This window comes from Catenulispora subtropica, from assembly GCF_039531675.1.
GTDB classification, from domain to species: Bacteria; Actinomycetota; Actinomycetes; order Streptomycetales; family Catenulisporaceae; genus Catenulispora; species Catenulispora subtropica.
Map to the genome: position 1 here is coordinate 38,563 of NZ_BAAAQM010000008.1, position 24,066 is coordinate 62,628.

General features: G+C 71.5%; 19 protein-coding genes and 2 pseudogenes. 5 read left to right on the plus strand and 16 right to left on the minus strand.

The features are described 5' to 3' along the window. Positions 1–461 precede the first annotated feature (461 nt). Positions 462–794 (plus strand): annotated as a pseudogene (locus ABD466_RS09340) (WhiB family transcriptional regulator); the annotation flags it as partial. Positions 795–1,139: 345 nt separating this feature from the next. On the opposite strand, the gene groL reads toward ABD466_RS09340, so the two are convergent. Continuing rightward, entirely contained in the window at positions 1,140–2,765 is a 1,626-nt protein-coding gene (gene groL, locus ABD466_RS09345) for a chaperonin GroEL (protein ID WP_344656563.1), read from the minus strand. Positions 2,766–2,911: 146 nt separating this feature from the next. Then, the gene (gene groES, locus ABD466_RS09350) at positions 2,912–3,208 is read right to left on the minus strand and encodes a co-chaperone GroES (RefSeq protein WP_012785229.1); all 297 of its coding nucleotides are present in this window, start codon (positions 3,206–3,208) and stop codon (positions 2,912–2,914) included. 254 nt (positions 3,209–3,462) lie between these two features. On the opposite strand from groES, the gene ABD466_RS09355 reads away from it, so the two are divergent. Continuing rightward, complete coding sequence (locus tag ABD466_RS09355) at positions 3,463–4,260, plus strand: hypothetical protein (protein ID WP_344656564.1); 798 nt, start codon at positions 3,463–3,465, stop codon at positions 4,258–4,260. 95 nt (positions 4,261–4,355) lie between these two features. Here ABD466_RS09355 and ABD466_RS09360 read toward each other — a convergent pair whose 3' ends face one another. The 5 genes from ABD466_RS09360 to tsaB all read right to left on the minus strand — a co-directional run bounded on the left by ABD466_RS09360 (position 4,356) and on the right by tsaB (position 7,949). Further along, positions 4,356–5,369: a polysaccharide deacetylase family protein gene (locus tag ABD466_RS09360; protein ID WP_344656565.1), complete on the minus strand. Its 1,014-nt coding sequence runs from the start codon at positions 5,367–5,369 to the stop codon at positions 4,356–4,358. Positions 5,370–5,476: 107 nt separating this feature from the next. After that, positions 5,477–5,758 (minus strand): hypothetical protein, encoded by a 282-nt coding sequence (locus ABD466_RS09365; protein ID WP_344656566.1) that lies wholly within the window; start codon positions 5,756–5,758, stop codon positions 5,477–5,479. Further along, a complete protein-coding gene (gene tsaD / locus ABD466_RS09370; protein WP_344656699.1) occupies positions 5,755–6,795 on the minus strand; it encodes a tRNA (adenosine(37)-N6)-threonylcarbamoyltransferase complex transferase subunit TsaD in 1,041 nt (346 codons plus the stop codon). The genes ABD466_RS09365 and tsaD overlap by 4 nt, the downstream gene beginning before the upstream one ends. A gap of 5 nt (positions 6,796–6,800) precedes the next feature. After that, positions 6,801–7,277, minus strand: a complete 477-nt coding sequence (gene rimI, locus ABD466_RS09375; RefSeq protein ID WP_344656567.1) for a ribosomal protein S18-alanine N-acetyltransferase — start codon at positions 7,275–7,277, stop codon at positions 6,801–6,803. Positions 7,278–7,292: 15 nt separating this feature from the next. Beyond that, on the minus strand, positions 7,293–7,949 hold the full coding sequence (tsaB, locus tag ABD466_RS09380) for a tRNA (adenosine(37)-N6)-threonylcarbamoyltransferase complex dimerization subunit type 1 TsaB (RefSeq protein WP_344656568.1): 657 nt from the start codon (positions 7,947–7,949) through the stop codon (positions 7,293–7,295). A 34-nt stretch (positions 7,950–7,983) separates the two neighbouring features. On the opposite strand from tsaB, the gene ABD466_RS09385 reads away from it, so the two are divergent. Then, positions 7,984–8,625: a hypothetical protein gene (locus ABD466_RS09385; RefSeq protein ID WP_344656569.1), complete on the plus strand. Its 642-nt coding sequence runs from the start codon at positions 7,984–7,986 to the stop codon at positions 8,623–8,625. A gap of 18 nt (positions 8,626–8,643) precedes the next feature. Here the strand turns inward: ABD466_RS09385 and tsaE are convergent, their stop codons facing one another. Further along, on the minus strand, positions 8,644–9,192 hold the full coding sequence (tsaE, locus tag ABD466_RS09390; RefSeq protein ID WP_425558591.1) for a tRNA (adenosine(37)-N6)-threonylcarbamoyltransferase complex ATPase subunit type 1 TsaE: 549 nt from the start codon (positions 9,190–9,192) through the stop codon (positions 8,644–8,646). 39 nt (positions 9,193–9,231) lie between these two features. Beyond that, positions 9,232–10,959: a hypothetical protein gene (locus ABD466_RS09395; RefSeq protein WP_344656570.1), complete on the minus strand. Its 1,728-nt coding sequence runs from the start codon at positions 10,957–10,959 to the stop codon at positions 9,232–9,234. Between the two features lie 87 nt (positions 10,960–11,046). Between ABD466_RS09395 and ABD466_RS09400 the strand changes: the two genes are divergently transcribed. Further along, positions 11,047–14,265: a lipopolysaccharide biosynthesis protein gene (locus ABD466_RS09400; protein ID WP_344656571.1), complete on the plus strand. Its 3,219-nt coding sequence runs from the start codon at positions 11,047–11,049 to the stop codon at positions 14,263–14,265. Between the two features lie 13 nt (positions 14,266–14,278). On the opposite strand, the gene ABD466_RS09405 is transcribed toward ABD466_RS09400, so the two are convergent. The 6 genes from ABD466_RS09405 to alr form a co-directional block, all read right to left on the minus strand. Then, positions 14,279–16,030, minus strand: coding sequence for a DUF2142 domain-containing protein (locus ABD466_RS09405; protein ID WP_344656572.1), 1,752 nt, complete (start codon positions 16,028–16,030; stop codon positions 14,279–14,281). Positions 16,031–16,248: 218 nt separating this feature from the next. Beyond that, the gene (gene galE / locus ABD466_RS09410) at positions 16,249–18,288 is read right to left on the minus strand and encodes a UDP-glucose 4-epimerase GalE (RefSeq protein WP_344656573.1); all 2,040 of its coding nucleotides are present in this window, start codon (positions 18,286–18,288) and stop codon (positions 16,249–16,251) included. Next, positions 18,285–18,644: a DUF2304 domain-containing protein gene (locus ABD466_RS09415; RefSeq protein ID WP_344656574.1), complete on the minus strand. Its 360-nt coding sequence runs from the start codon at positions 18,642–18,644 to the stop codon at positions 18,285–18,287. Before ABD466_RS09415 ends, galE begins: the two co-directional genes overlap by 4 nt. Continuing rightward, complete coding sequence (locus ABD466_RS09420) at positions 18,641–19,363, minus strand: glycosyltransferase family 2 protein (protein ID WP_344656575.1); 723 nt, start codon at positions 19,361–19,363, stop codon at positions 18,641–18,643. Before ABD466_RS09420 ends, ABD466_RS09415 begins: the two co-directional genes overlap by 4 nt. 88 nt (positions 19,364–19,451) lie before the next feature. Beyond that, the gene (locus ABD466_RS09425; RefSeq protein WP_344656576.1) at positions 19,452–20,630 is read right to left on the minus strand and encodes an alpha/beta fold hydrolase; all 1,179 of its coding nucleotides are present in this window, start codon (positions 20,628–20,630) and stop codon (positions 19,452–19,454) included. Positions 20,631–20,659: 29 nt separating this feature from the next. Next, positions 20,660–21,847, minus strand: a complete 1,188-nt coding sequence (gene alr / locus ABD466_RS09430) for an alanine racemase (RefSeq protein WP_344656577.1) — start codon at positions 21,845–21,847, stop codon at positions 20,660–20,662. Positions 21,848–21,943: 96 nt separating this feature from the next. Here alr and ABD466_RS09435 point away from each other — a divergent pair, with 96 nt between their 5' ends. After that, the gene (locus ABD466_RS09435) at positions 21,944–22,753 is read left to right on the plus strand and encodes a GNAT family N-acetyltransferase (protein WP_344656578.1); all 810 of its coding nucleotides are present in this window, start codon (positions 21,944–21,946) and stop codon (positions 22,751–22,753) included. A 49-nt stretch (positions 22,754–22,802) separates the two neighbouring features. Here ABD466_RS09435 and ABD466_RS09440 read toward each other — a convergent pair. Continuing rightward, a pseudogene (locus ABD466_RS09440) lies at positions 22,803–24,066 on the minus strand (tyrosine-type recombinase/integrase).

A 24,066-nucleotide genomic window follows, 5' to 3' on the forward strand; every position in this document is an offset into this window, starting at 1 on the left:
GCGTCCCGCCCGCCGCCACCGCCTCGCTTGCCTCGGCCGCCACCGCCGCCACTCTCATGAGGGCGCCCCGCGGACAGTGCCCGCACCCACCCGTCTTCCGCCCAGCCGTCATCTTCGGGGAGCCCGATCACCCTGCCCGCGCCTCTCTTAGTAGTCACACTCCGTAGTCGATTGCGGCAACTCAGTGACAATCGACCTCGGTTCGGGGCATGATCGGAATGACCGTCCACAGGATCAGGTATTGGACAACCAACACCTGGTTCACCACGAGGTACGGCCGCGCCGCGGCGCCGATGCACGTTCCCGACTCACTCTCACCGGGATCATGCACCCGCCGCGGCACCGGCCAACACGATGTCGCCGAAGACCACTCCATCTAGCGACTCGCCGTCGGTCGTCCGACAACAGGACGACTGACCTGCGGATTCGCCGGTTGATGGTCGAGCGAGGAAGGGCTTGCCATGGCCGACGTGTCCCGTCTCCCCGGACCCAATGCGGACTTCTGGGACTGGCAGTTGCGCGGCTCGTGCCGCGGAACCGACAGCGACCTGTTCTTCCACCCCGAGGGCGAGCGCGGCCAGGCGCGGACCTCGCGGGAGGAGGCGGCGAAGGAGGTGTGCCTGCACTGCCCGGTCTGCAAGCCGTGCCGGGAGCACGCGCTGCGGGTGCACGAGCCCTACGGCGTCTGGGGCGGGATGACTGAGGAGGAGCGCGAGGAGTACTACGTGCGCGAGAAGGCCGCGGCCCGGGCGGCGAAGCTCGCGGCGCTGGCCGGCGCCAAGAACGGCAAGCCGGCCCGCAAGCCCGCCGGGAAACCGCCGATGAAGGTCCAGGCGAAGGCCTCCGGCGCACCGGCCACCGCACCCAGCAACGGGATGACGATGACGCGGCCGGCCAACGCCGCGTCGGCGGCGGGGGCGCGGGCGAAGGCGGCCAAGGCCAAGCCGTAGGCCGCACCGGCCGGCTCCGGCTTGTCGCACTGGCCAGTACTCAGCCAGTACTCACACCGGCTCGTCCTGAACGGCTCTGTAGCGCGGGCGACAGGTCCGCACCGCGCCACGGAAGGCTGAAGGGCGGTCTCATACGGACTTCTCCGTATGAGACCGCCCTTCGCTACTGCTCAGGCTGTGCCCACGTGCTTAGTGGCTGTGCCCGTGGCCGTGCGAGTGGCCGTGGCCCTCGTCCTCCTTCGGCGCCGGCTTCTCGACGACCAGGGTCTCGGTCGTGAGCAGCATCGAGGCGATGGAGGCGGCGTTGGCCAGCGCGGAGCGGGTGACCTTGACCGGGTCGATGACACCGGCCGCGACCAGGTCGCCGTACTCGCCGGTGGCCGCGTTCAGGCCGGAGCCGACGGGCAGGTTCGAGACCTTGTCGGTCACGACGTAGCCCTCGAGGCCCGCGTTCTCGGCGATCCAGCGCAGCGGCTCGACCGCGGCCCGGCGCACGACGCGCACGCCGGTCGCCTCGTCGCCGGTCAGGCCCAGGTCGCCGTCCAGCACGGAGACCGCGTGCACCAGGGCGGAGCCGCCGCCGGAGACGATGCCCTCCTCGACCGCGGCGCGGGTCGCGGAGATGGCGTCCTCCAGACGGTGCTTCTTCTCCTTCAGCTCGACCTCGGTGGCCGCGCCGACGCGGATCACGCACACGCCGCCGGCCAGCTTCGCGAGGCGCTCCTGGAGCTTCTCGCGGTCCCAGTCCGAGTCGGTGGTCTCGATGGCGGCCTTGATCTGCTTCACGCGGTCGGCCACCGCCGAGGTGTCGCCGGCGCCGTCGACGATCGTGGTGTCGTCCTTGGTGACGGTCACGCGGCGGGCGGTGCCCAGCACCTCGACGCCGACCTGGTCCAGCTTCAGGCCGACCTCGGGCGCCACGACCTGCGCGCCGGTGAGGATCGCCAGGTCCTCCAGGATCGCCTTGCGGCGGTCGCCGAAGGCCGGGGCCTTGACCGCGACCGAGGTGAAGGTGCCGCGGATCTTGTTGACCACCAGGGTGGACAGCGCCTCGCCGTCGACGTCCTCGGCGATGATCAGCAGCGGCTTGCGGGACTGCGCGACCTTCTCCAGCAGCGGCAGCAGCTCGTTCAGCGAGCTGATCTTGCCCTGGTTGATCAGGATGTAGGGGTCCTCCAGGACCGCCTCCATGCGCTCCTGGTCGGTCACCATGTAGGGCGACAGGTAGCCCTTGTCGAACTGCATGCCCTCGGTGAACTCGAGCTCCAGGCCCATGGTGTTCGACTCTTCGACGGTGATCACGCCGTCCTTGCCGACCTTGTCCATGGCCTCGGCGATCAGGTCGCCGATCGCCTTGTCCTGCGCGGAGATCGCGCCGACCTGGGCGATGGACTCCTTGGTCTCCACCTGCTTGGCGGTGGCCAGCAGCTCCTCGGCCACGGCCTTGACCGCCGCGTCGATGCCGCGCTTGAGCGCGATCGGCTGCGCGCCGGCCGCCACGTTGCGCAGGCCCTCGCGCACCATGGCCTGGGCCAGCACGGTCGCGGTGGTGGTGCCGTCGCCGGCGATGTCGTTGGTCTTGGTGGCGACTTCCTTCGCCAGCTGCGCGCCGAGGTTCTCGTACGGGTCCTCGAGCTCGACCTCACGGGCGATGGTCACGCCGTCGTTGGTGATGGTCGGGGCACCGAACTTCTTGTCGATGACGACGTTGCGGCCCTTCGGGCCGATCGTCACCTTGACCGCGTCGGCGAGCGCGTTGACGCCGCGCTCCAGCTTGCGGCGGGCGTCCTCGTCGAATTCGAGCATCTTCGCCATGAGCGAGTACGTTCCTTGTCTTTAAGAGAAAAATCCGCCCCGGCGGCAAGGCCGGGTCAGTCCCCGGCCGCCCGGGGCGGATGCAGCTTTGAGGCTGTGCGGCGCGTCGCTGCCCACCCGGGACGGTGGCCGGGCGACGGACGGTCTTACTTGTTGACGATCGCGAGCAGGTCGCGCGCCGACAGGACGAGGTACTCCTCGTTGTTGTACTTCACCTCGGTGCCGCCGTACTTGCTGTAGAGGACGATGTCGCCCTCCTTCACGTCGAGCTCGACGCGCTTGCCGTCCTCCCAGCGGCCCGGGCCCACGGCCAGGACGACGCCCTCCTGCGGCTTCTCCTTGGCGGTGTCCGGGATGACCAGGCCCGAGGCGGTGGTCTGCTCGGCGTCCAGCGGCTTGACGACGACGCGGTCCTCGAGCGGCTTGATGGCAACGGTAGCCACGATGTGTGACCTTTCGTTCGCGTGACGGATCGGCGATGGGAACTACTGCGGAACCTGTCGTCGCGGGTGCCAGGGTCCGGCCCGTATCGCGCTGGCACTCTCGGTGCGAGGGTGCCAAAGCGAGAGTAGGCGGGCGTTTAGCACTCGGTCAAGTGGAGTGCCAAACAGGCGGGTCGGGACGTCAGCCTCCCGGTGGTACGCTCGCGCGGCCCGCCGACCGCGGCGGGCCGGAGAGCTGCTGGAACGGGGCGGGTATGAGGACGTGGACGGCCGGGTCGCGACGGGCTCCGGGGGTGGCCGGCGTGGCCGTGACCGCGGCGGTCGTGCTCGCGGTCGCCGGGTGCGGTGGTGGCGGGGCGGCGGCGCGCGGCGACGCGACGAAGAGTTCGATCACGACTGCCGACGCGCGAGGCGGCACGGACGGCACGGGCGGCACGGGCGGCACGGCTTCCGGCGCGACGTCGGGCCCGGCCGCGTCGGAGACCGTGGCGACAGACGCCACGACGCCGGCCGGAGCGAGCACGGGTACACCGTCGGCGGCGCAGAACGCTGGCGCGACAGCGCCGAAGCCGACGTCTGCGCCGATCGGGTCACCGTCGACGCATGCCCCCACGGCCTCGGCACCCGGCCACACCACGACGCCGCAGTCGTCGGCGTCACCGGTGAAGCCGACGTCTTCGAACGTGTGCGCGCACCCGACCACCCCGGATCAGGCCGCCCGCTGCCCCGCGCCCCACCCGACGACGATCCCCCCGAAGCCGGTGCTGCTCAGCATGACCGGCGACAGCTGCGTGTGGGGCCCCACGCAGGCGGTGATCCGGGCGACCGCGGTGTTCAGCGGCCTGGGAGATTGGCAAGCGCACTTCAGCGGGGGCAGCACGACGCAGAGCGGGGACACCGTCGTGCTCACGGCCGTGGATCCGCTGGTGAGTACCGGGGGCGTGGTGCCGAGCGCGCCGCCGACGTTCACGCTGACCGGGTCGCTGGGGCTCTTCGGGTCGAACGGCGGGCAGGCGGAGTTTCCGGTCGACGTCGTGGTGGCTTGTCGCTGAAGGCGGCTGTGAGGCGCCTGTGAGGCGGCGGAAAGACAGCGGTGAGACAGCGGTGAGGCAGCGGTGAGGCAGCGCTGCGGCCCGCGGTTGCCGCCTCAGACGTAGTCCTCCAAACGAGCGAACGTGTAGCCCTGGTCCTGCACGATGCGGAAGAGATTGGTCATCAGTTCGTGCATCTCGGGCCAGCCGGCGCCGTTGGCCTTGGGGCCGCGGAAGTGGGCTAGGAGGATGTCGCCGGGGCGGAGCTTCTTGTCGGCGGCCTGCCACTGGAAGCCCTGCTTCTGGAAGGAGGCCCGCCAGTAGCAGATGGCTTTGAGGTTGTTCTGCTTGCAGGCTTCCTGGGTCGCCTTGTTGCTGTTGCCGAAGGGCGCGCGGAACAGATACGGGGTGGCGTTGTAAACCTTCTCGATCTTCTGCTGCTGGCCGGTGATCTCCGCCAATTGGCGTTGGGCGGAGAGGGTCACCATGTTGGGGTGGGTCAGGGTGTGGTTCTGGATGGTGCAGTAGCCGGTGTCGTGGAGCTTGGCGAAGTACTCGTAGTCGGTGTGGATGAAGGTCTCGGCCAGGAACATGGTGAAGGGGATGCGGAAGTCCTTGACCATGTCGATGAAGGCGGGGTCCTTCTCGGCGCCGTCGTCGATGGTGAGGAAGCAGATCTTCTGGTCCGTGGGGATGTGGTCGATGACCGGCGGCAGGGGGACGCTGGTGTCGACCGGCTTCGTGGCCGGGGGCGGCGGGGCCGGGGCGAAGGGCTTGAGGCCGTGGTACTTGGAGGCCAGGAGGGCCGCGTCGGCGGTCTCCGGGCCGGGTGGGCGGCCGTTGGGAGACGCCGGCGGCGTGAAGGTCGGGGTGGCGCCGCCGGGTGACGTCGAGGGCGTCGCGATGGGCGGCGTGTCGCCCTCGCCGCCGGAGTTCCGGCCGGACGGCTTCGCGGGCGACGACGAGGAGCCGCAGGCGGCCGCCAGCAGGGCCGGAGCACTCAGCGCCAGCCCCGCGGCGGTGCGGAGGAAACGCCGGCGGGAGGCGCTTCCCGGGCTTGGTGTGCCGAAGACCGCGCCGTGGTCCTCGCAGCCGCAACCGATGGTCTGGCCCTGTTCGTCGTACGTCACACCGTTTCCCCAGTCAGTATCAGCGGGGCCCCGATGCCCGCGCATTCCCCTGAATGAGGACGTCATCACCGGCGCGACAGTTGCCTAATCGGTCGCTGGGCCGAAAGTCACACGTCGAGGCGCTGGAAGATCCAGGCGTGTCCGGGCCGTGTGATCAGGTGTGCGGGGGGTTCGGCCGCGAGGGTGTCGGGGGCTGCGCCCAGGTAGTCGATGATCACGACCACGCGCTCGCCGTCTTGGCCGACCGAGCTGTAGGCGTTGTAGGAGGCGACGTCTTCGTCCTCCCAGAGGGGCGGGACGATGATCGCGCGGACCCACTCCTCCACGGCCCGGGCCTTGCCCGGTTCGCAGCGGACCTCCCACATCAGGGTCTGGTTCTTGGCGGTCATCGAGCCACCACGTCCACGACCGGCTGGGAGGAGTCCGCTGGGAAGTCGAGGGTGGAGGGCTGCCGGCCGCGGCGGACCAGTTCGGAGCCGAGAGCGGCGACCATGGCGCCGTTGTCGGTGCAGAGCTTGGGGCGGGGGACGCGGACTTGGATACCCGCCTTGGCGCCGCGTTCTTCGGCGAGGACGCGGAGGCGGGAGTTGGCTGCCACGCCGCCGCCGATGAGGAGGTGGTCGGCGCCGCGTTCCTTGCAGGCCAGGATGGCTTTGCGGGTCAGGACGTCGACGACTGCCTCCTGGAAGGAGGCTGCCACGTCGGCGACGGGGATCTTGTCTCCTGCGCGTTCGCGGTGTTCGACCCAGCGGGCCACGGAGGTCTTCAGGCCGGAGAAGGAGAAGTCCAGGGGTGCGTCGCGGGGGCCGGTGAGGCCGCGCGGGAAGGCGATGGCTTCGGGGTCGCCTTCGCGGGCCGCCTTGTCGATGAGCGGGCCGCCGGGGAAGCCCAGGCCCAGGACGCGCGCCACCTTGTCGAAGGCCTCGCCGGCGGCGTCGTCGATGGTCTGGCCCAGGGGCTGCACGTCCTCGGTGACGTCCGGGACGAACAGCAGGGAGGAGTGGCCGCCGGACACGAGCATGGCGACGCAGCCCTCGGGCAGGGGGCCGTGTTCGAGCTGGTCGACGCAGATGTGGGCGGCGAGGTGGTTGACGCCGTAGATGGGCTTGCCGAGAGCCAGGGCGTAGCCCTTGGCGGCGGCGGCGCCGACGAGCAGGGCGCCGGCCAGGCCGGGTCCGGCGGTGACGGCGATGGCGTCGATGTCCTGGAGGGTGACGCCGGCGTCGTCCAGGGCCCGCTGCACGGTGGGCACCATGGCCTCCAGGTGCGCGCGGCTGGCCACCTCGGGTACCACGCCGCCGAAGCGCGCGTGCTCGTCCACGCTGGAGGCGACCGCGTCGGCCAGCAGGGTGTTGCCGCGCACGATCCCGACGCCGGTCTCGTCGCAGGAGGTCTCGAAGCCGAGGACCAGTGGTTCGTCCTTCAGAGCCGTCACGCCAGTGCCTTCCTCATGATCAGCGCGTCGTGGTTGCCAGGCTGGTAGTAGCCGCGGCGGATCCCGGCGGGCTCGAAGCCGTAGCGGGTGTAGAGGCGCTGTGCGGAGTCGTTGTCAGTACGCACCTCGAGCCAGACCTCCGCGCAGTTCCTGCGCTCGGCCTCCTCCAGAAGTGCTTCGAGGAGGACCGCCCCGATCCCCCGGCCCTGGTGCGCGCGGCCGACCGCGATGTTCTGCACCCAGCCCTCGACGGTGTTCACCACGGCGCCCGCCTGGGTCATCAGGCCGGCGTATCCGGCGATCTCCCCGTCGACCTCGGCGACCACGTAGTAGCGGGAGTGGGGGACCTCCGCCAGTTCGGACCAGAACATCTCCACGGACCAGGGGTCCTCGGGGAAGAGATCCTCTTCTATACGCCGCACCACTTCGATGTCCCACCAGCGGAAGGGACGCAGTGTCGTCGTCGACGTCATCACGTTCACCACGCGTCAGCCTGTGGAGACGCGCTTGCGGGTGCCGGGCTCGACAGCGTCCGGGCGGCGCAGGTAGAGCGGCTCGGGGAACAGCAGCGAGTCAGGGTCGTCCTTGAGGCGCAGTGCCGTCAGTTCCGCGAGCGCTGTAGCGGACGGATGCCGCGGTTCGATGCCCTTAGGGAAGGCCTCCGTATAGAGAACCGCCCCCTCCCCCGCCACCGGCAGGCCGCTGAGACGCTCGGCGATGAGCGCGGGGTGGGCCACGTCCGGTTCCGAGGTGCGGGTCAGGTAGTCCGCGTACTGGGCCCAGTAGACCTCTTTGCGCCGAGCGTCGGTGGCGACGGCGAAGGGTTCGGTGCGGCGCGACTGGTACGCGACCACGTCGAGGGTGCAGACGCCGTGCACAGGGATGCCGAGGGCGTCGCCCAGGGCCCGCGCCGTGACCAGTCCCACGCGCAGCCCGGTGAACGGCCCCGGTCCGACCCCGACGGCGATGCCGGTCAGCTCCCCGGGTTTGTGCCCGGCGGCGTCCAGTACAGCGCCGATGCCGGGCGCGAGCAGTTCGCCGGTGCGCCGCGCGTCCACCGTGGTGGACTCGGCGAGGACGTCGGCGCCGTCGTGCAGCGCGACGGTGATGGCCGGGGTAGCGGTGTCGAACGCGAGCAGGAGCACCCGCACAGCCTATCTTTCTGGCACCATACGACCCATGACCAGCCAGCAGCAGAACGCCCCGCGGTCACCGCAGCGGGTGAACCGCTCCCGCGTGAACCCGATGGCCTCGGTCGTCCTGATCACTGCTGCGGCGCTGGTCGGCGTGGGAGTGCTGGCGGTGCAGGCGAACGGGTCGGCGCCGAACAAGAGCGCCACCACGACCATCGACAAACCGGCGCAGCCGCAGCCGCCGTCGACGAACCAGTCCGGCCAGACCGTGACCCCGCCGCCGGACCCGAACGCGCTGCCGGAGAACAGCGGCAAGGGCAAGCGGGTGGTGTACAGCCTCGGCAAGTCGCGGGTGTGGCTGGTCGGCGCCGATGAGAAGGTGCAGCTGTCGGCCCCGTCGGTGGCGGGCACGGTCTCGCCGGCCCCCGGGACGTACCCGGTGTCGAAGTGGTACACGACGAACCAGGGCGGCGACCGCACCGCGGTGCAGTACCAGGTGCTGTGGGGCCCGTCGTCGAACAACACCAAGTTCGGGTTCGACGCGGTCGCCGGGCTGCCCGCCGACCAGATGCCGCCGAAGCCGGCGTCGGGGACGACCACGGGCGGGGTGCGGCTGACGCAGAACGACGCGTTGGCGGTGTGGCAGTTCGCGACGGTGAAGGGGACGCAGGTCGTCGTGGTGCCGTAGGCGGGCGCCCGAGCCCGCTCAGGCCACCGCGTCGGCCAGGTCCGCCAGGTCCGCGTCGGTCCACCGCGCGCCGATCCCGCGCACCACGACCCAGCGCACGTCGGAGTCGCCGGGCTCGTCGAGTTCTTCGGCGAACTCGCGGGAGATGACGATGTCCAGGCGGTCGTCGGTGAGCACCTCCGCCTTGCCCTCGCCCCACTCCACGACGGTGACCGATTCGGCGACCGAGGCGTCGAGGTCGAGATCGTCGAGCTCGTCCAGGGAGCCCAGGCGGTAGGCGTCGACGTGCACCAGCGGGGTGCCGCCGACGGCGATCGAGGGGTGGACGCGGGCGATCACGAAGGTCGGCGAGGTGATCGGGCCGCGTACCGCCATGCCCTCGCCCAGGCCCTGGGTGAGGGTGGTCTTGCCCGCGCCGAGGTCGCCGGTGAGGACCACCAGGTCGCCGGGGCGCAGGCGGGCGCCGAGGCGGCGGCCGAGGTCGTGCATGGCGGCCGCGGTGGCCACGGGGGTCTCCAGGACCGGTCCGGGCAGTCCGGGTCCGGCTTGGTCAGGGATCACCGACATGGCTCCACCGTACCGGGCCGGGCGGGCCGGTACGGCCAGTCACCGAGCGTAGACGAGTGCTGTCACCACTCCGGGTTCCTCGGCGGACCAGATCGGGTACAGCGTGGTGGCCGTGCCGGTGTGGGTGACGCCGTTCCGGTCGCGGACGGAGAAGGTCACGTCCTCGCCGTACGCGCTGGTGGTGCGGTCGTCGACCTTCAGGGTGGCGGGCTGGGCTGCACCGTCGAAGGTGACGGAGCCGGCGAAGGCCTTCTGCTCCTCTTTGGTCATCGCGTTGATGCGGGTGATGGTGGTTCCGTCCGGGGAGCGCCGCGCGTAGTTCGGGTCGTCGGGGCTGGTGACGCGGTAGCGGAGGTCGTGGACCCAGTCGAAAGGTCCTTCGAGGTCGTATCCGGACTTGAGGGTGTTGAGCGCCTGTGTGAGAGCTGCTCTCAGGGTGACCTCCGCACCCGGGCGCGCTAAGGGCTGCACCGCATAGGGCTGTCCGCCCTGAGCCGCTGTGAAGGAAGGCGAGGCGGGCGCGGGCGTCGTGGATTGCGATCCTCCGAGGGCCGTCACCAGGACGCAGAGCCCGAGCACCGTCGCGCACCCGACTGCCTGGGGGATCCACAGAGAGCGCCCCGGGTCGGGTTCTACCTCGGGTTCCCGCACGAGTGGGAACGGCGACCCCTGTTGGCCCAGCGCCCAGGCCACGAAGCCGCCGGTAGCGACGGCGGCGGCGGGGAACATGATGATCTCGTAGCGCATACCCGCGCTGTAGCCGACTCCGGAGGTGAGGATGTAGGAGGCGGCGACGGCGCCGATGAAGACCGCGGCGAAGTCCTTGGTGATGCGCAGTAGCGTCATGAGGACCGCCGCGATGAGCAACGCATAGAGAACGCGGTCGTTGGCCCACATGTAGCTGATGTCGCCTCGGGTGACCGTCCCCAGGTTCCTGAGGAGTTGCCGCGCGACGCCGCCCGCCGTCGTCTGCCCGCGGGTGACCAGCCCTTGGGTGTCGACGTGTGCGACCGTACTGAGGATCAGCTGCATGCCCCCGGTCACGGCGATGGTGACGATCGCGGCCCCCGACCACCGGTTCCGCCACGTCCGGTCCCGCACGAACGCCCATGCCCATCCCGCGAACGCCATCGCCGGGGCGAGGACGCCGACCTGCCGGGTCAGCGCCACCGCCACGCACGCCGCGGCCAGCCACACCAGGTTGACGGGCCCGATGCGGCGTTCGATCGGCAGGTTGGCGACCAGGACGGCGGCGAGGGCGAGCGCCAGCGCGTCGGTGGTGGCCCAGGTCAGGTCGGTGACGACGGTGGTGATGCCGAAGGCGGCGGCGACCAGGGCCGCGACCGCGGGTCCGTACAGGCGCTGGAGCACGTGGGCGGTGACGACGATGAAGGCGATCATCGCCAGGCAGGGCACGTAGAGGGTGCCGTTCTTCAGTCCGACCACCCAGACGAAGGGGATCGAGAGGAACGGGTACAGCGCCCGGGTCTTGACCATCTGCCAGGTCGGGTCGTTGCCGGCGAAGTACCACGGGGCGAGGCGCCAGTTGGCGACCGCGCGGGTGCGGGCGATCGCGTCGGTGATGCCGTGGCCCATGTCCCGCGAGGTCATCGTCAGGTAGTAGCGACTGTCGGGAGGGTGGAGCCAGGCGCCGCGGGTGGCGAGGGTGTGGGCCATGCTCAGCAGCACCGGGGGCAGGGCGACGGCGAGCACGCCGAGGCGGACCCCCAAGAAGTCGTGGCGCCACACCCCGGCGACTCGTCGCATGAGGGGCATATACCGCTTTTCGGCCCGATTACCCGCGCTCCGCCCCGGGCATGATCGGCGCCGAGGACTCCCGCACCGGAGGTGACGATGAGGGCCTCCGTCGGGATGGCGGCGGGGCTGTTGCTGGTGGGCTTGTCAGGCTACGTGTTCCTGGCGGTCACCGGCCATTCCTCGACGCCCTCGAACGCGGCGGCGCTGTCCTCGCTGTACTTCCTGGCCGGGCTGGTGACGCTCGGCGTGTTCGTCGGGCTGGAGCAGGAGACGAGCCGGGCGACCAGCCGGGCGATGGCCTCGGGGCGGCGGCTGGCGCCGGTGGCGCGGAGGGCGCGGCGGCACACGGTGTGGCTGCTGGCGCTGACGCTGGCGGTGCTGGCGGTGCTGTCCCCGGCGCTGGTGGCGGGGCCGCTGCGCGGGCAGTGGGCGTTGTTCGGGGCGCTGATGCTGGCCGCCGGCGCGGGGGCGGCCTGTTACTGGGTGCGGGGGCTGCTCGGCGGGCGGCAGCAGTTCCACGGGTACGCGGCGACGCTGGCGACGGAGGGTCTGGGGCGGCTGGTGCCGTGCGTGGCCCTGTTCGTGGCCACGGGGCAGGGTGGCGCGGCGTGGGCCTACGGGGTGGCGTTCGCGGCCGCTCAGGGGCTGGCCGCGGGGGCGGGGTGGTGGTGGCTGCGGGAGGGGTTCGAGGTCCCCGGTACGGACCCGGTGGACACGGAGATCTCCGAGTTCGAATCCGGGGAGCGCTCGGCGGCCGGCGGCCTGGCGCTGCTGGTCACGGGGAGCCTGCTGACGCAGGTGGTGGCGAACCTGCCGCCGCTGGCGGCCAGCACGCGCCTGCAGCACTCGGACGCGGTGGCGGCGGCGTTCGGGCAGGCGTTCGTGTTGGTGCGGATCCCGCTGCTGCTGATCTCACCGATCCAGGCGATGCTGCTGCCGGACCTCACTCGTTCGGCGGCACGGGGGGATCACGCGGCACTGAAGGCGAAGGTGCGGCTGGCGCTGGCGGCGGTCGCAGGGCTCGGGGTGGCGGGGACCGCGCTGTTGGCGGTGGCCGGGCCCTGGGTGCTGCGGGTTTTCTTCGGGACGAAGGCTGACTTGTCGCACGCGCTGCTGGCGGTGCTGGGGATCGGCACCGTGTTCCTGATGGCCGCGGCGATCCTGCAGCCGACGCTGGTCGCGCTGAACGGACACCGGTTGGTGCCGATGGCGTGGGGCGCCGGCGCGGTGGTGTCGGCGGTGCTGGTGGAGCTGCCGGTGGATCCGCTGCATGCAGCGGCGGCCGGGGGTGTGGGTGGGCCGGTGACGGTGGTGGCGGTGATGGCGGGTGGGCTGGCCGGGGCTTTGCGGAGGGCGAGGGGTGACGCGACCAGCACGCCCGGAGCGACCGGAGCGACTGGAACTGACGGCAGCCTGCCCGACGCGGTCAACGGCGCGATCGACGGCGCGGCACGCGACACGACCGACCGCGCGACACCCGACACGACCGACCGCGCGGCACACGGCGCGATCGACGGCGCGACACACGACACGACCGACCGCGCGGCACACGGTACAACCGCCGGCTCGACGGCCACAGCCGAGATGCTCTGGGCAACAAGCGAAGCCGCCCCGGCGGCTACCGCGGCCCGGCCCTACGGCGCACCAGTCGCCATGGCCGCGGCCATGAACGGCCCTCTCGCCGGCGTGCCAGGTGACGCACCGGGCGCCGCCCACGCTGAGAGGCGGTTTCCGCTGGCCGGTCCCGGCGCAGGTGGGGCGAGCTGGCAGCGGACGGCCGCGCGGGCCGGGAAGCCCGCCGCCGAGGTGGTCGCCGCGCTGGTGGCCGCATTCGTGATGGTGTTCGCGGCGCGGTACATCGCCGTGGATCCGTTGGCGCGGACCGGGCAGGTCAGTGCCCTGGCCGCGTTGCAGCTGCGGTTCGCCGTCCTGGGCATCGCGCTGCTGGCGGTGCTGGTCTTCTTCCATCGGCGGGGCCGGGGGTACGACACCGCCAAACGGGTGGTGTGCGCGGCGGTGGCGGGGCTGGCGTCGGGGTTCCTGGGCGGGGGCGTCGTGGTGGCGCTGCGGGGGACGCCGTGGCCGCTGTTCGGGTTGTCCGGCGACACCGGGCGGCTGGTGGAGTGGTCGGCGTCGATCGTGCACGGGCACGGCAACCCGAACCCGACCTACCCGCCGCTGACGCTGCACGCGCTGGCGTGGTGGGCGCAGTTGTTCCACCACGGCGACACGGCGGCGGCGTTCCGGGACTTCGAGATCGGCGGGGCGGCGTTGACCGGGCCGGCCGCGTATCTGGCGTGGCGGCTGGTGCTGAGCCCGCTGTGGGCGCTGGTCGTCGGGGTGGTGCCGGCGTACGCGATCATCGATCCCTACAAGCCCTACGGCGCGATCGTGATGATCGTCTTGTTGCCGGTGTTCGTGGCGTCGGTCCGGCACACGACGCGAGTGGGCGATCTGAGCTGGCGGCGGGTGCTGGCCAGCGCCGTGTTGTTCGGGCTCTTGTACTCCATCTTGTTCCTGACGTATCCGGGCTCGTCGCTGTGGAGCGCGCCGGGTCTGATGGCCGCGGTGTTCTTGCTCTTCCCTTGGTCGAAGCACCGTGTCGGCAAGCTCGCGGCGTTCGTGGGGGCGACGTTGGCGGTGTTCGGGATCTTGTGCGGCTGGTACGTGAACGACCTCCTGGGCCCGGGCACCGTCGACCGGGCCTACGGCTTCGACGCGTACACCGACCCGGCGTTCTTCTCGATGTGGCGCACCGACATGCCCGGGGATGTGGGCCAGTGGCCGCCTCCGGGTGAGCTGGCGGGGGTCGGCCTGTTCAGCATCCTGACGTTCGCCGGGCTGGGGGTGGCGCTGTGGCTGGGCTGGCGGCGGCCGCTGGCGGTGACGGTGGCGTGCGTGTTCGCGGGAACCTGGCTGTGGCGCATGGAAGTGGCCTCGCGGATGTGGGCGACCGGGACGGTGCAGCTGTGGCCCCGCACCGGCAACCAGCTGCTGTACTGCGTGCTGGTGCTGGGTGCGGCGGCGGCGTGCTTCGCGGCGTCCCGGCTGGGCTCGTGGCCGCCGTCGCCGGCGCGGCTCGGCGCGCACGTCGGTGCGCTGGCGGCGGCGCTGCTGGTGCTGGGGACGGCGGCGTCGTCGGCGTCCGACTACTGGATGCCGGCGAAGACGAACAGTTACAAGATCCTCGCCTACGTGGCGCAGACCATGCGCAAGCCCGACGGGACCTGCCCGACGTACGCGCCGGACCACGCGTGCTCGGACACCGGCGACCAGTCGTGGCTGAACAACTTCGCGCCGCCGCGGAACCACTGACGGCAGCGCGTGCTCACGCTGGTGGCGGAGGCGGTGGGGACGGCCGCCACAAGGCGTCCCGGCGTCGCATCGCGACCGTCGCGACCAGCGCGATCAGCCCGATCGAGTACACCACCCACCAGATCGCCCAGCCGCCGGGCGGCGCCCACTGGATCGGGTAGGGGCCGTACTTCTTGAAGCCGCCGTGCGCGTAGCGGGTCATCGACCAGTAGAACGCGCCGACCCCGGCCAGGCCCAGCACGATCGCGGCCACCGTCGGCACCCGCCGTTCGAGCGCCGCGGGGAGGTCCGGGCCGACGCGGCGGGCCACCAGCAGCCCGGCCAGCACCGGCAGCCCGACCACCCAGGCCAGGATGTACCGGCCCTGCCAGCCGATGCCGACCCGCCGCGCCTCGGCGACCTGCGCCGCGATCGGGATCAGCACGGTGCCGAGCACGAGCGCCACCAGCACCAGCGTCTCCCGCCATCGCGCGCAGCCCAGGGCGCACAGCGCCAGCAGCCCGGCCACGGCGTACCAGGCGATGACGCTGCCCGGCGGCAGCGCCACGTCGAGCCAGCCGAGGCTGCCGACCACCTGGACGATGTAGGTGCCGGAGTTCCAGAAGACCTCGGTGGCGATCACTCCGGGCGTCAGGAACCCGAAGGACTGGGCCTGCGTGGTCAGCCGATCGGAGTAGCGGTTCCAGAGGAAGGCCGCGACGGCGCCGGCGACCAGCACCGCGAGGACGATCTGCACCGCGCGGTACCGGACGAGGCGCGCGATCATCCGCGGTCCGGCCACCACCGCCAGGGCGACCAGCACCGACAGCATGAACAGCAGGCCGAGGCTCCGGGTGTTGGCCAGCAGCACCCCGCCGACGCCGAGGGCGATCGCGCGCCGGGTGACCTGCCGCGGCTTCGGATCGTCGTCCAGCGCCAGCGCCATGGCGGCGGTCCAGGCCAGCACGGCGGCGGTGGCCTCCATGCCGTTGGAGTTCACGGTCCCGGACAGGAACAGCGTCATCGGGGTGCCGCAGGCCACGACGCCGATGACCGGCCAGCCGGGGCGGCGCCAGCCGGCGGCGACGCCGACGGCGGCGGCCAGCAGCGCGGAATTGAGCAGCGCGGACATCAGGCGCATCCCGTAAAGGGCGCCGACCCCGGGCAGGAACAGGCTGGGCAGTCCGACGGGGAGGTAGTACGTGGGGTTGTAGTTGCCCGCCGAGGTCTCGACGATCTTGGTCCTCTCGTCGGTGCCGAACTTCTTGCCGCAGGCCGCAGAGGTCAGCTGGAAGCGGAAGCAGGCCGACATCGCGTCGAGCGTCGCGTACTTGGCCGGGAGCGGGTAGCCGAGCCAGGTCTTCTCGAAGCCGCCCTTGACCTCGTGGCGCGAGGTGGAGTTCACGAACTCGCCGCGCGCGGTGGCGGCGGCCTTGACCATGTGCGAGGGCTCATCCGGCGAGCTGGACATCGGGGAGGCGAAGGCCCAGCCGGCGGAGATGAGGAAGAAGCCGACCAGGGCCAGCAGCCAGGGGCGGGCGAGGAAGCGGCCGGTGCGGCGCCAGCGGCTGGTCGCCGGGTTCGCGGCATCCGGCGGGGGCGCCGCTCCGAAGGCCGACACGGGCACCCGCCCGTCGGCTTGGGCCCACCCGTCGGGCCACTCCGGCTCGTCGACATCCGGCCAGGGCTGAGGCTCCGGCTCAGGCCAGGGCACCGGCACCGGCTCGGGCGCCGGTCCGGGCACCGGTTCCGGCTCGGGCACCGGTTCCGGCTCAGGCAGGGGCACGGGCTCAGGCTGAGGCAGCGGTTGGGGCTGAGGCTCGGGCATCGGTGTCGGCTGGGGCTTCGGCGTCGGCTCAGGTTGGGGCTGGGGCTGAGGCTGGGGCTGGGGCTTCGGCGTCGGTTCAGGCTGGGGCTGAGGCCGGCGCTGAGGCTGAGGCTGAGACACCGGCGGCTCCGGCTCCGGCTCCGGCTGCCTCTCCGGCGCCCCCGGACCGTGAGCGCTCACCGCGCCGATCCCCCGGCCCGCCGCTGATACGAGCCCCGCCGCGACCCTCGGGTCGGGCTGAACGCGTACCCCGCCAGCGTCCGCACTCCGGACCGGTCCCCCCGCCGCAGCGCCCCGGGCAGCAGCGTGGCGGCGTGCAGCCGCGACGACAGGTGCAGCCGGGCCGCGCGCGCCGCCTTGCGCCAGCCCAGCTGGTCCAGCTTGGCGGCCTCGGCGAGGAAGAAGTCCCGTTCCTCGGCGAAGCGCGCGCCGCTGGAGGCGCGTTCGCTGGAGACGCTGACGGCGTGTCGCCGGTATTGGAAGCAGATGGTGTCGCCGACCACGATCTGGGCTCCGGCGCGGACCCATTCCATGGTCAGGGCCAGGTCCTGGACGACGCGCAGGGCCGGGTCGAAGCCGACCTCGGTGATGACGTCGGCGCGCCAGCAGATGGCGGGGAAGTACATCCAGTTGCCGCGCAGCAGGCTGACGGCCAGGCTCTCGCCGCCGAGGACCGCGACGCCGTGCACGCGGGGGGCGTAGACCAGGCGTTTGACCTTGTCGACCCAGGGTTCGACGACCTCGCCGTTCTCGTCGATGACCTCGACGCCGGGCTGGGCGAGGGAGACCTGGGGGAAGGCCTTCATCAGGGCGCGGACGGTGCCGACGTAGTCGGGCAGCATGCGGTCGTCGCTGCCGATCATGGTGACCAGCGGCTGGGTGACCAGGCTCAGGCATTTCTGGAAGTTCTCCGTGATGCCGAGGTTCTTCTCGTTGCGCAGGTAGTGGATCTTCTCGGGGCCGTGGTCGGCGATCAGGCCGGCGAACCATTCCGGGACGCCGGGCTCGGTGCCGTCGTCGACGACGGTGAGCCGCCAGTGCGGGTCGCGTTGGGCCAGGACGCTGCGGACGGCCTCCTGCATCATGCCGACGTCGCCGTAGTAGGGCATGAGGATGTCGAGGACCGGTTCCGGCGGTTTGGGGGCGGGGCGGCCGGCCAGGCTGTCCGTCAGGGGAAGGCCGGCCCGGACGCGGGCCCAGGTGAGGGCGTCGCGGATGCCTTCGGCGACGGTGAACTTCGGGGCCCAGCCGAGCAGTCTGCGGGCCTTGGCGGTGCCGGTGTAGGCGCCGATGACGTCGCCGGGGCGCCGCGGGGCGGTCTTGACCTCCAGCTCGCCGGGCACCACGTCCTGGAAGGCGTCGGCGAGCTCGCGGACCGTGGTGCCGTCGCCGGTGCCCAGGTTGATCACCTCATAGGGCACCTCGCCCGCGCTGTGCCGGGCGACGATGGCGTCGAAGTTCCGCAGCGCGGCCACGTGCGCCTCGGCGAGGTCCCAGACGTGGATGTAGTCGCGGATGGCGCTGCCGTCGCGGGTCGGCCAGTCGACGCCGGTGATGTGGAACGGTTCGTCGCTCTCGTAGGCGGTGATCATCTTGCCCAGGACGTGCGACGGGTTCGGGTTCGGGTTGCCGGTGCGGAACTCGGGGTCGGCGCCGATCGGGTTGAAGTAGCGCAGCGAGACAGCCCGCAGGTCGCCGGCCCGCGCCACGTCCTCCAGGACCCACTCCATGATGGCCTTGGTCCGCGCGTAGGGGCTGGCGGGCGCGATCGGCGTCTCCTCGTCGATCTCGCCGGCCTCGCTTCCGGCACCGGCGGCGTAGACGGAGGCCGAGGAGGAGAAGACCAGGCGGCGGCAGTCGTTGCGGACCAGGCCGTCGATCAGTTCCAGGGTCTTGGTGACGTTCTCCCGGTAGTAGCGGATCGGGTTGGCGACCGACTCCGGCACGATCGTCAGCGCGGCGCAGTGCACGGCCGCGGCCAGGCCCGGGTGCTCGGCGAAGATCTTGTCCAGCAGGGCGGCGTCGGCGATGTCGCCCTCGTAGAAGATCCGGCCGGCGGCGAACTCGCGGCGGCCCGTGGACAGGTTGTCCAGGATGACCGGGGTGAGGCCGGCGTCCAGGCAGGCCGAGGCGACGGTGGAGCCGATGAAGCCGGCGCCTCCGGTGATCAGGACCTTCTGCGGGGGATGCACACCCGCCTCCCGCGCCGCGCTCACCGCTGCCTCACCCCGAAGCGCTCGGCGTTCACCTCGGTGGCGTCCCGCACCGCGATGGCCCGGGCCAGTTCGGTGAACCGGGCCTCCTGGGTCTTGAGCCGGAAGTAGGTGTTCACCGAAACGAACACGAACGCGATGGCCAGTGCGTAGAGGACGAGGTCGGTGCCGCGGCCGACGCCCACCTTGTGCGCCAGCCAGTCCACCCAGTCCGGCCGCAGCACGGCGATCACCACGATGATGATGAAGCCCAGGAACGCCAGCCGCTTCAGCGCCCGGGTCTGCACCGAGTTCCAGTTCCGGATGAACAGGAGCAGCAGCACGGCCGCGACCGCCAGCAGGACGATCTGGATGATCATGACGGCCTCCGCGACCGCAGGGAGAGGTCGAACAGGATGTTGACGCCGTTGATCAGGGACTGGCCCTTGGCCTTGGAGTAGTCGGTGTAGAGGACGGTCACCGGCACCTCGGTGACCTCCAGCTCCGAGCGCGCCAGGTAGTCCACGATCTCCGAGGCGTGCGCCATCCCGTTCATGGTGATCTTCAGCTGGGAGGCGGCGGCCCGGTTCAGCACCCGCAGGCCGTTGTGGGCGTCCGTGAGCTGGAGGCGGCGGGCCGCCGGGCTGAGTGAGGCGACCGCCTTCAGGAGCACCCGCTTCAGCCACGGCACCTGCTCGGTGTCACCGAGGAACCGGGAGCCCAACGCCACATCGGCGTCGCCGTCCTTGACCGCGCGGACCAGTTCGGCGGCGTCCTCCACCCGGTGCTGTCCGTCGGCGTCGAAGGTGACGAAGTACTGCGCGTCCTCGTGCAGCAGCGCGTACTCCAGGCCGGTCTGCAGGGCGGCGCCCTGGCCCAGGTTCACCGGGTGCGAGACGAGATGGGCGCCGGTGTGGAAGATCCGGTCGGCGGAGTCGTCACGCGAGCCGTCGTCCACGCACACGACGTGCGGGAACGTCGGCAGGAGGCCGTCGACGACCCCGGCGATCACCGACGCCTCGTTGTAGACCGGGATGACGACCCAGACGTCGTCGAACTCCGAAGTCCCAGCCGCACCGGGAGGCTCCGCTGTTTGCACAGCTCCCAGACTGTGTCCTTATAGGACGAATCGCACGACAATTAGCCCTAAGGGGTAAATGTTGCCCCTTGGGAGAGCAACCGTCGACCTAACGGGTTTCAGCGTCGGCGGCCCGGGCCAGCACCCGGCGGATCGCCCCGTCCACGGCGTCCGGGTGCTCCAGCGGCAGCACGTGCCCGCCGTCGGGCACGATCTCCAGGCTGGCGCGATGCCGGGTGCCGTCCGGATGGGCGTCGGCGTTCGCGTCGATCTCGGCGGCCATCCGCTCGCTGTGGAAGGCCGGCGTCAGCAGGTCGTGGTCGCCGACGACGATCTCCACCGGCACGTGGCTCAGCGTGGACAGCGCCGCCGTCTTGTCGTGCGCGGAGAACGTCGGGAAGAAGTCGGCGATGACGTCCATCGGGGTGGAGGACAGCATCTCGTCGGTGAACCGCACCAGCGCCGGCGGCACGTCCGAGGCGAAGGCGTAGCGCTTGGTCAGCAGCTGCGCCAGGTCGGTCCCGGCCCGCCGGGTGCGGTCCACCAGCGTGTGGCCCCGGCCCAGCAGCACGAACACGCCGGGGGCGGTGCGCTGGAACAGCCGTGCGGCGCCGACCGGCAGGCCCAGGGTCATCTCGTTCCAGTGCCCGTCGGTGGTGGAGACCAGCACGACGCCGCGCACGCGCGCGTGGTCCGCGCCGTCTCCGGTCTCGGGCCCGGCGAACAGCTCCGGATGCTCGGCGGCCAGCGCCAGGATCGTCATGCCGCCCATCGAGTGGCCGACCAGGATCACGTCCCCGTCCGGGCACACCGCTTCCAGCACGGTGTACAGGTCGCGGCCGACCTGGTCGATGGTGTGCGAGGGCTGGGTGCCGCGCTCGGACCGGCCGTGGCCGCGCTGGTCCCAGAACACGCAGCGGTTGCCGGCCGCGAACTCGGCGCGCTGGTAGTGCCACGTGTCCTGGTGCAGGGCGTAGCCGTGGCAGAACACCAGCGTCGGACCGCCGGGGGCGCGGTCCGGGCGCTTGCGGGCCCAGCCGGCGCCGCTGTCGAACAGCTGCGGGCCGTCGACCTCCACGTACAGGCCGACGCCGTCCTCCGTCCGCACGGTCAGCGGCCGGCCGCGCAGGGTGCCGTAGGGTTCGGCGAGACGGCGGGGTTCGGCCAAACGGCGTACGGCACGCCCGATGGTGGCCCGCTCCAGAGCGAACCCGGCCGCCGCTCCGGCCGCGATCACCCCGACCGCGACCCCGGCTATGCCCGCCTTCTTCGCGGTGCTCGCTGCCATTGCGCCCCTTCCGCCGTAATACCCCTACGTCACGACTTCCCGACGTAGACCCTCGGGACACGCGGACCGATGCGCGTAACGATCTCGTAGTTCAAGGTTCCGGTGGCGCGCGCCCAGTCGTCGGCGGTCGGCTCGCCGTGGTCGCCGGGCCCGAAGACGACGACCTCGTCCCCGGCCCGGACGTCCGCGACGGCCGCCGGATCGCCGAGGTCGACGACGAAGTGGTCCATCGCCATGCGGCCGGCCACGCGCCGGCGGCGCCCGCCGACCAGGGCCTCGCCGATGTTGGAGGAGTTGCGGGGCAGGCCGTCGGCGTAGCCGAGCGGGATGAGGGCGAGGGCCGTGTCGCGCTCGGTGTGGTAGATGTGCCCATAGGATACGCCGTGCCCGGCCGGGACGCTCTTGACCAGGGCGATCCGGCCGCGCAGCGTCATCGCCGGACGCAGACCGAGGTCCGCGGGCGTGACGTCGGGCAGCGGCGACAGGCCGTAGAGCGCCAGCCCCGGGCGCACCATGTCGAAGTGGGCCTCGGGCAGGGTCAGGGTGGCCGGGCTGTTGGCCATGTGCCGCACCTCCGGCCGCAGGCCGGCCTGGTCGGCGACGGCGAGCGCCTGCCCGAACGCGTCCAGCTGGGCCCGGATCGAGGGGTGGCCGGGCTCGTCGGCGCAGGCGAAGTGCGACCACACACCGGTGATCTTCACGTGCCCCGCGGCCTCGGCCTTCGCGGCGAGTTCGACCAGTTCCAGCCAGTCGTGCGGCTGGGTGCCGCCCCGCCCGAGCCCGGTGTCCGCCTTGAGCTGCACCCGGGCCGGGGTCCCGAGCCGCTGGGCGGCCGCGGTGATCTCCTCCAGGGCCCACGGCGCGTAGGCGGTGACGTCGATGTCGGCGGCGATCAGCGCCTCCCACGGCCCGCCGACGGTGTGCAGCCAGGCCAGGATCGGCCCGGTGAGCCCGGCGGCCCGCAGCTCCAGCGCCTCCTCCGGCAGGGCCGTGCCGAGCCACGCGGCGCCGCCCTGTTGGGCGGCGCGGGCGCACTCCACGGCCCCGTGCCCGTAGGCGTCGGCCTTCACGACCGCCATCACCGCGGCCCCCGACGCGGCGGCGATCTCCCCGACGCGGGCGGCGTTCGCGCGCACCGCGTCCAGGTCGATCACCGCCTCGGCCCGGAGCGGGGCTCCGGGACCGGGCGTTAAATCATTGGCGGTCTGCTCAGTCATCGACGGTAGTCTGCCAGGCTGGCGCGACCGGGACGGAAACACCCACCCGTCGGCGCCCGCGTCGCCACGTCCTGGCACAGGTCCACGAGGGGGTTCTTGATTTTGGAAACACTGGAGTCGAAGGTCAACGGCTACCTGCACGCCAACGCCCGCCTGCGGAAGGTGAACGAGGCGTGTGGCCCGTTCCACATCGGCTTCGACGCCGGCAGCGACCACCCGTTCGCGAACTACGCGGTGCCCGAATCCGGCGCCAAGGTGACGGAGCAGGACATCGCGGCGCTGGTCGCGGCCTTCGAGCGGCGGGAGCGGACACCCCGGCTGGAGTTCGCCCCCGGCGGCGCCCCGGGCGTCGAGGAGGCGCTGCTCGCGGCCGGGTTCGAAGTCCAGCAGCGTCTGCCGTTCATGCTCGTCACCGCCGCCGACCTGGTGGGACCCGAGCCGGTCGACGGCGTCGAGGTCCGGATCCTGGACGCGTCGGCGAGCGACGAGGAGCTGCGCGGCGTGGCGCTGGCCCAGCGCGAGGCGTTCGGCGACTCCGACGAGCCGCAGGACGACGCCGACTTCACCGGCGACATCGCCGGCCTGCGCGAGGCGGCCGAGGCCGGCAAGTTCTCGGTCCTGGCCCGCGGCGCGGCGGGAACGGCCGAGGCCGGTATCGCGATGGGCGGCGGGGGCTGCGGCCTCGGCCTCGGCGGCACCACCGAGATCGGCGGCATCGCGACGCGTCCGGCGTTCCGCCGGCGGGGTGTCGGCGCCGCGGTGACGGCGGCGCTGTCGCGCCACCTGCTCGAGGTGTCGGGCCTGGACTGCGTGTGGCTGTCACCGGCCGGGCCGGACCAGGAGCGGCTGTACTCGACGGTCGGGTACCGGAGCCTGGGGGAGATGTTGTTCATCTGGAAGCCATAGCGATAGTGCGTGCCCCCGACCAGCGTGTATAGCTGATCGGGGGCACCGGTTAGGCCATTCGGGCCGTCTCTGGGCCGTCTCGGTATCTGCCAGCCTTCCGATACGCCTCGTCGACCGCGCCGCGCGTCCGAGACTCACTCGTCGGCATGAGGTGCGTATAGACCCGGAGAGTGAATCCGGGGTCGGAGTGACCCAGGTAGGCGCTGAGCGCCTTGATGTTCTCGCCCGCGTCCAGGAGCACCGAGGCGTAGTGGTGGCGAAGTGCGTGCATCCCGTCTTCCGGTGCCCGCGCGAACTTGCCCGGTTCTTCCGGAGGCGGGATCACCTCGGCCGCAACCAGCGCTGGCTTCCATATGCCCTCGAACGTCTGATGACGCAGCGGGTTACCGAAGCGGGTCGTGAAGTACAGACGACGCGTTACCTCAGGACCGTCAGGCCGGCCCCACGGCAGTGTCACCTCGACCGGAGGGAACTCCTTAGCGTGTTCTGCGAGCGCTGTCGCGACGCTGTCGGGCAGGGGAACGTCCCGGAATTTGCCGCCCTTCGGAGGCGCGAAGATGAGGCGCGAACCGACTTCCTTGACTTGCTGGACGACGTGGACCATCTGAGCGTCTACGTCGACCTCATCGACCGCCAGGCCGAAGATCTCCCCCCTGACGCAGTCCCAGCCCTCCCCCGACATCGACGAGTGCCCGATAGCGCGGTGACAGCGCGTCCTGAACCGCGAACAGCCGCTCTGAGGACCAGGGCTTGACTCGCGAAGGAGGCAGCTTGGGCCGACGTGCGGACGAGGTGCGGCAGGGGTTCCGCGGGATCCGTCCGTCATCGACCGCCGCCCCGAGGACCAGGGAAACCGTGTCGAAGATTCCGCGCCGGTAGTTGTCCGCCAGCCCCGCGCTCTCCAGGGTCGCGAGCCATGCGCGGATGTGCGACGGCTGGATGGCGATGAGCGGACGTGACCCCATGTACGGGAAGGTGTGGAGCCTCAGCCGCCGTTCGTGAACGATCCGACTCGCGAGGTCGGAGGTCTGAGCGTCGAGCCAATCTTTGGCGTAGGTCTGGAACGTCATGTTCCCAGCCCGTGGGTCGATGTACTGGCCGCGCGACATGTCGGCCTCGACGTTGGTCAGCCAGTCCTCTGCCTGCCGCTTCTGCCGGTCCGGGAAGGACTTGCTCTTCTCGGTACCATCCGGGCTGATGTAGCGAGCCCGGTAGCGCATGCCCTTGCCGTAGCGGTCGGTCTTGACCCGGATCTCTTTGCCGTCCGGTCCGGGCTCGGTCTTGTACCAGCGGTCTTGGATGTGTCCGGCCAT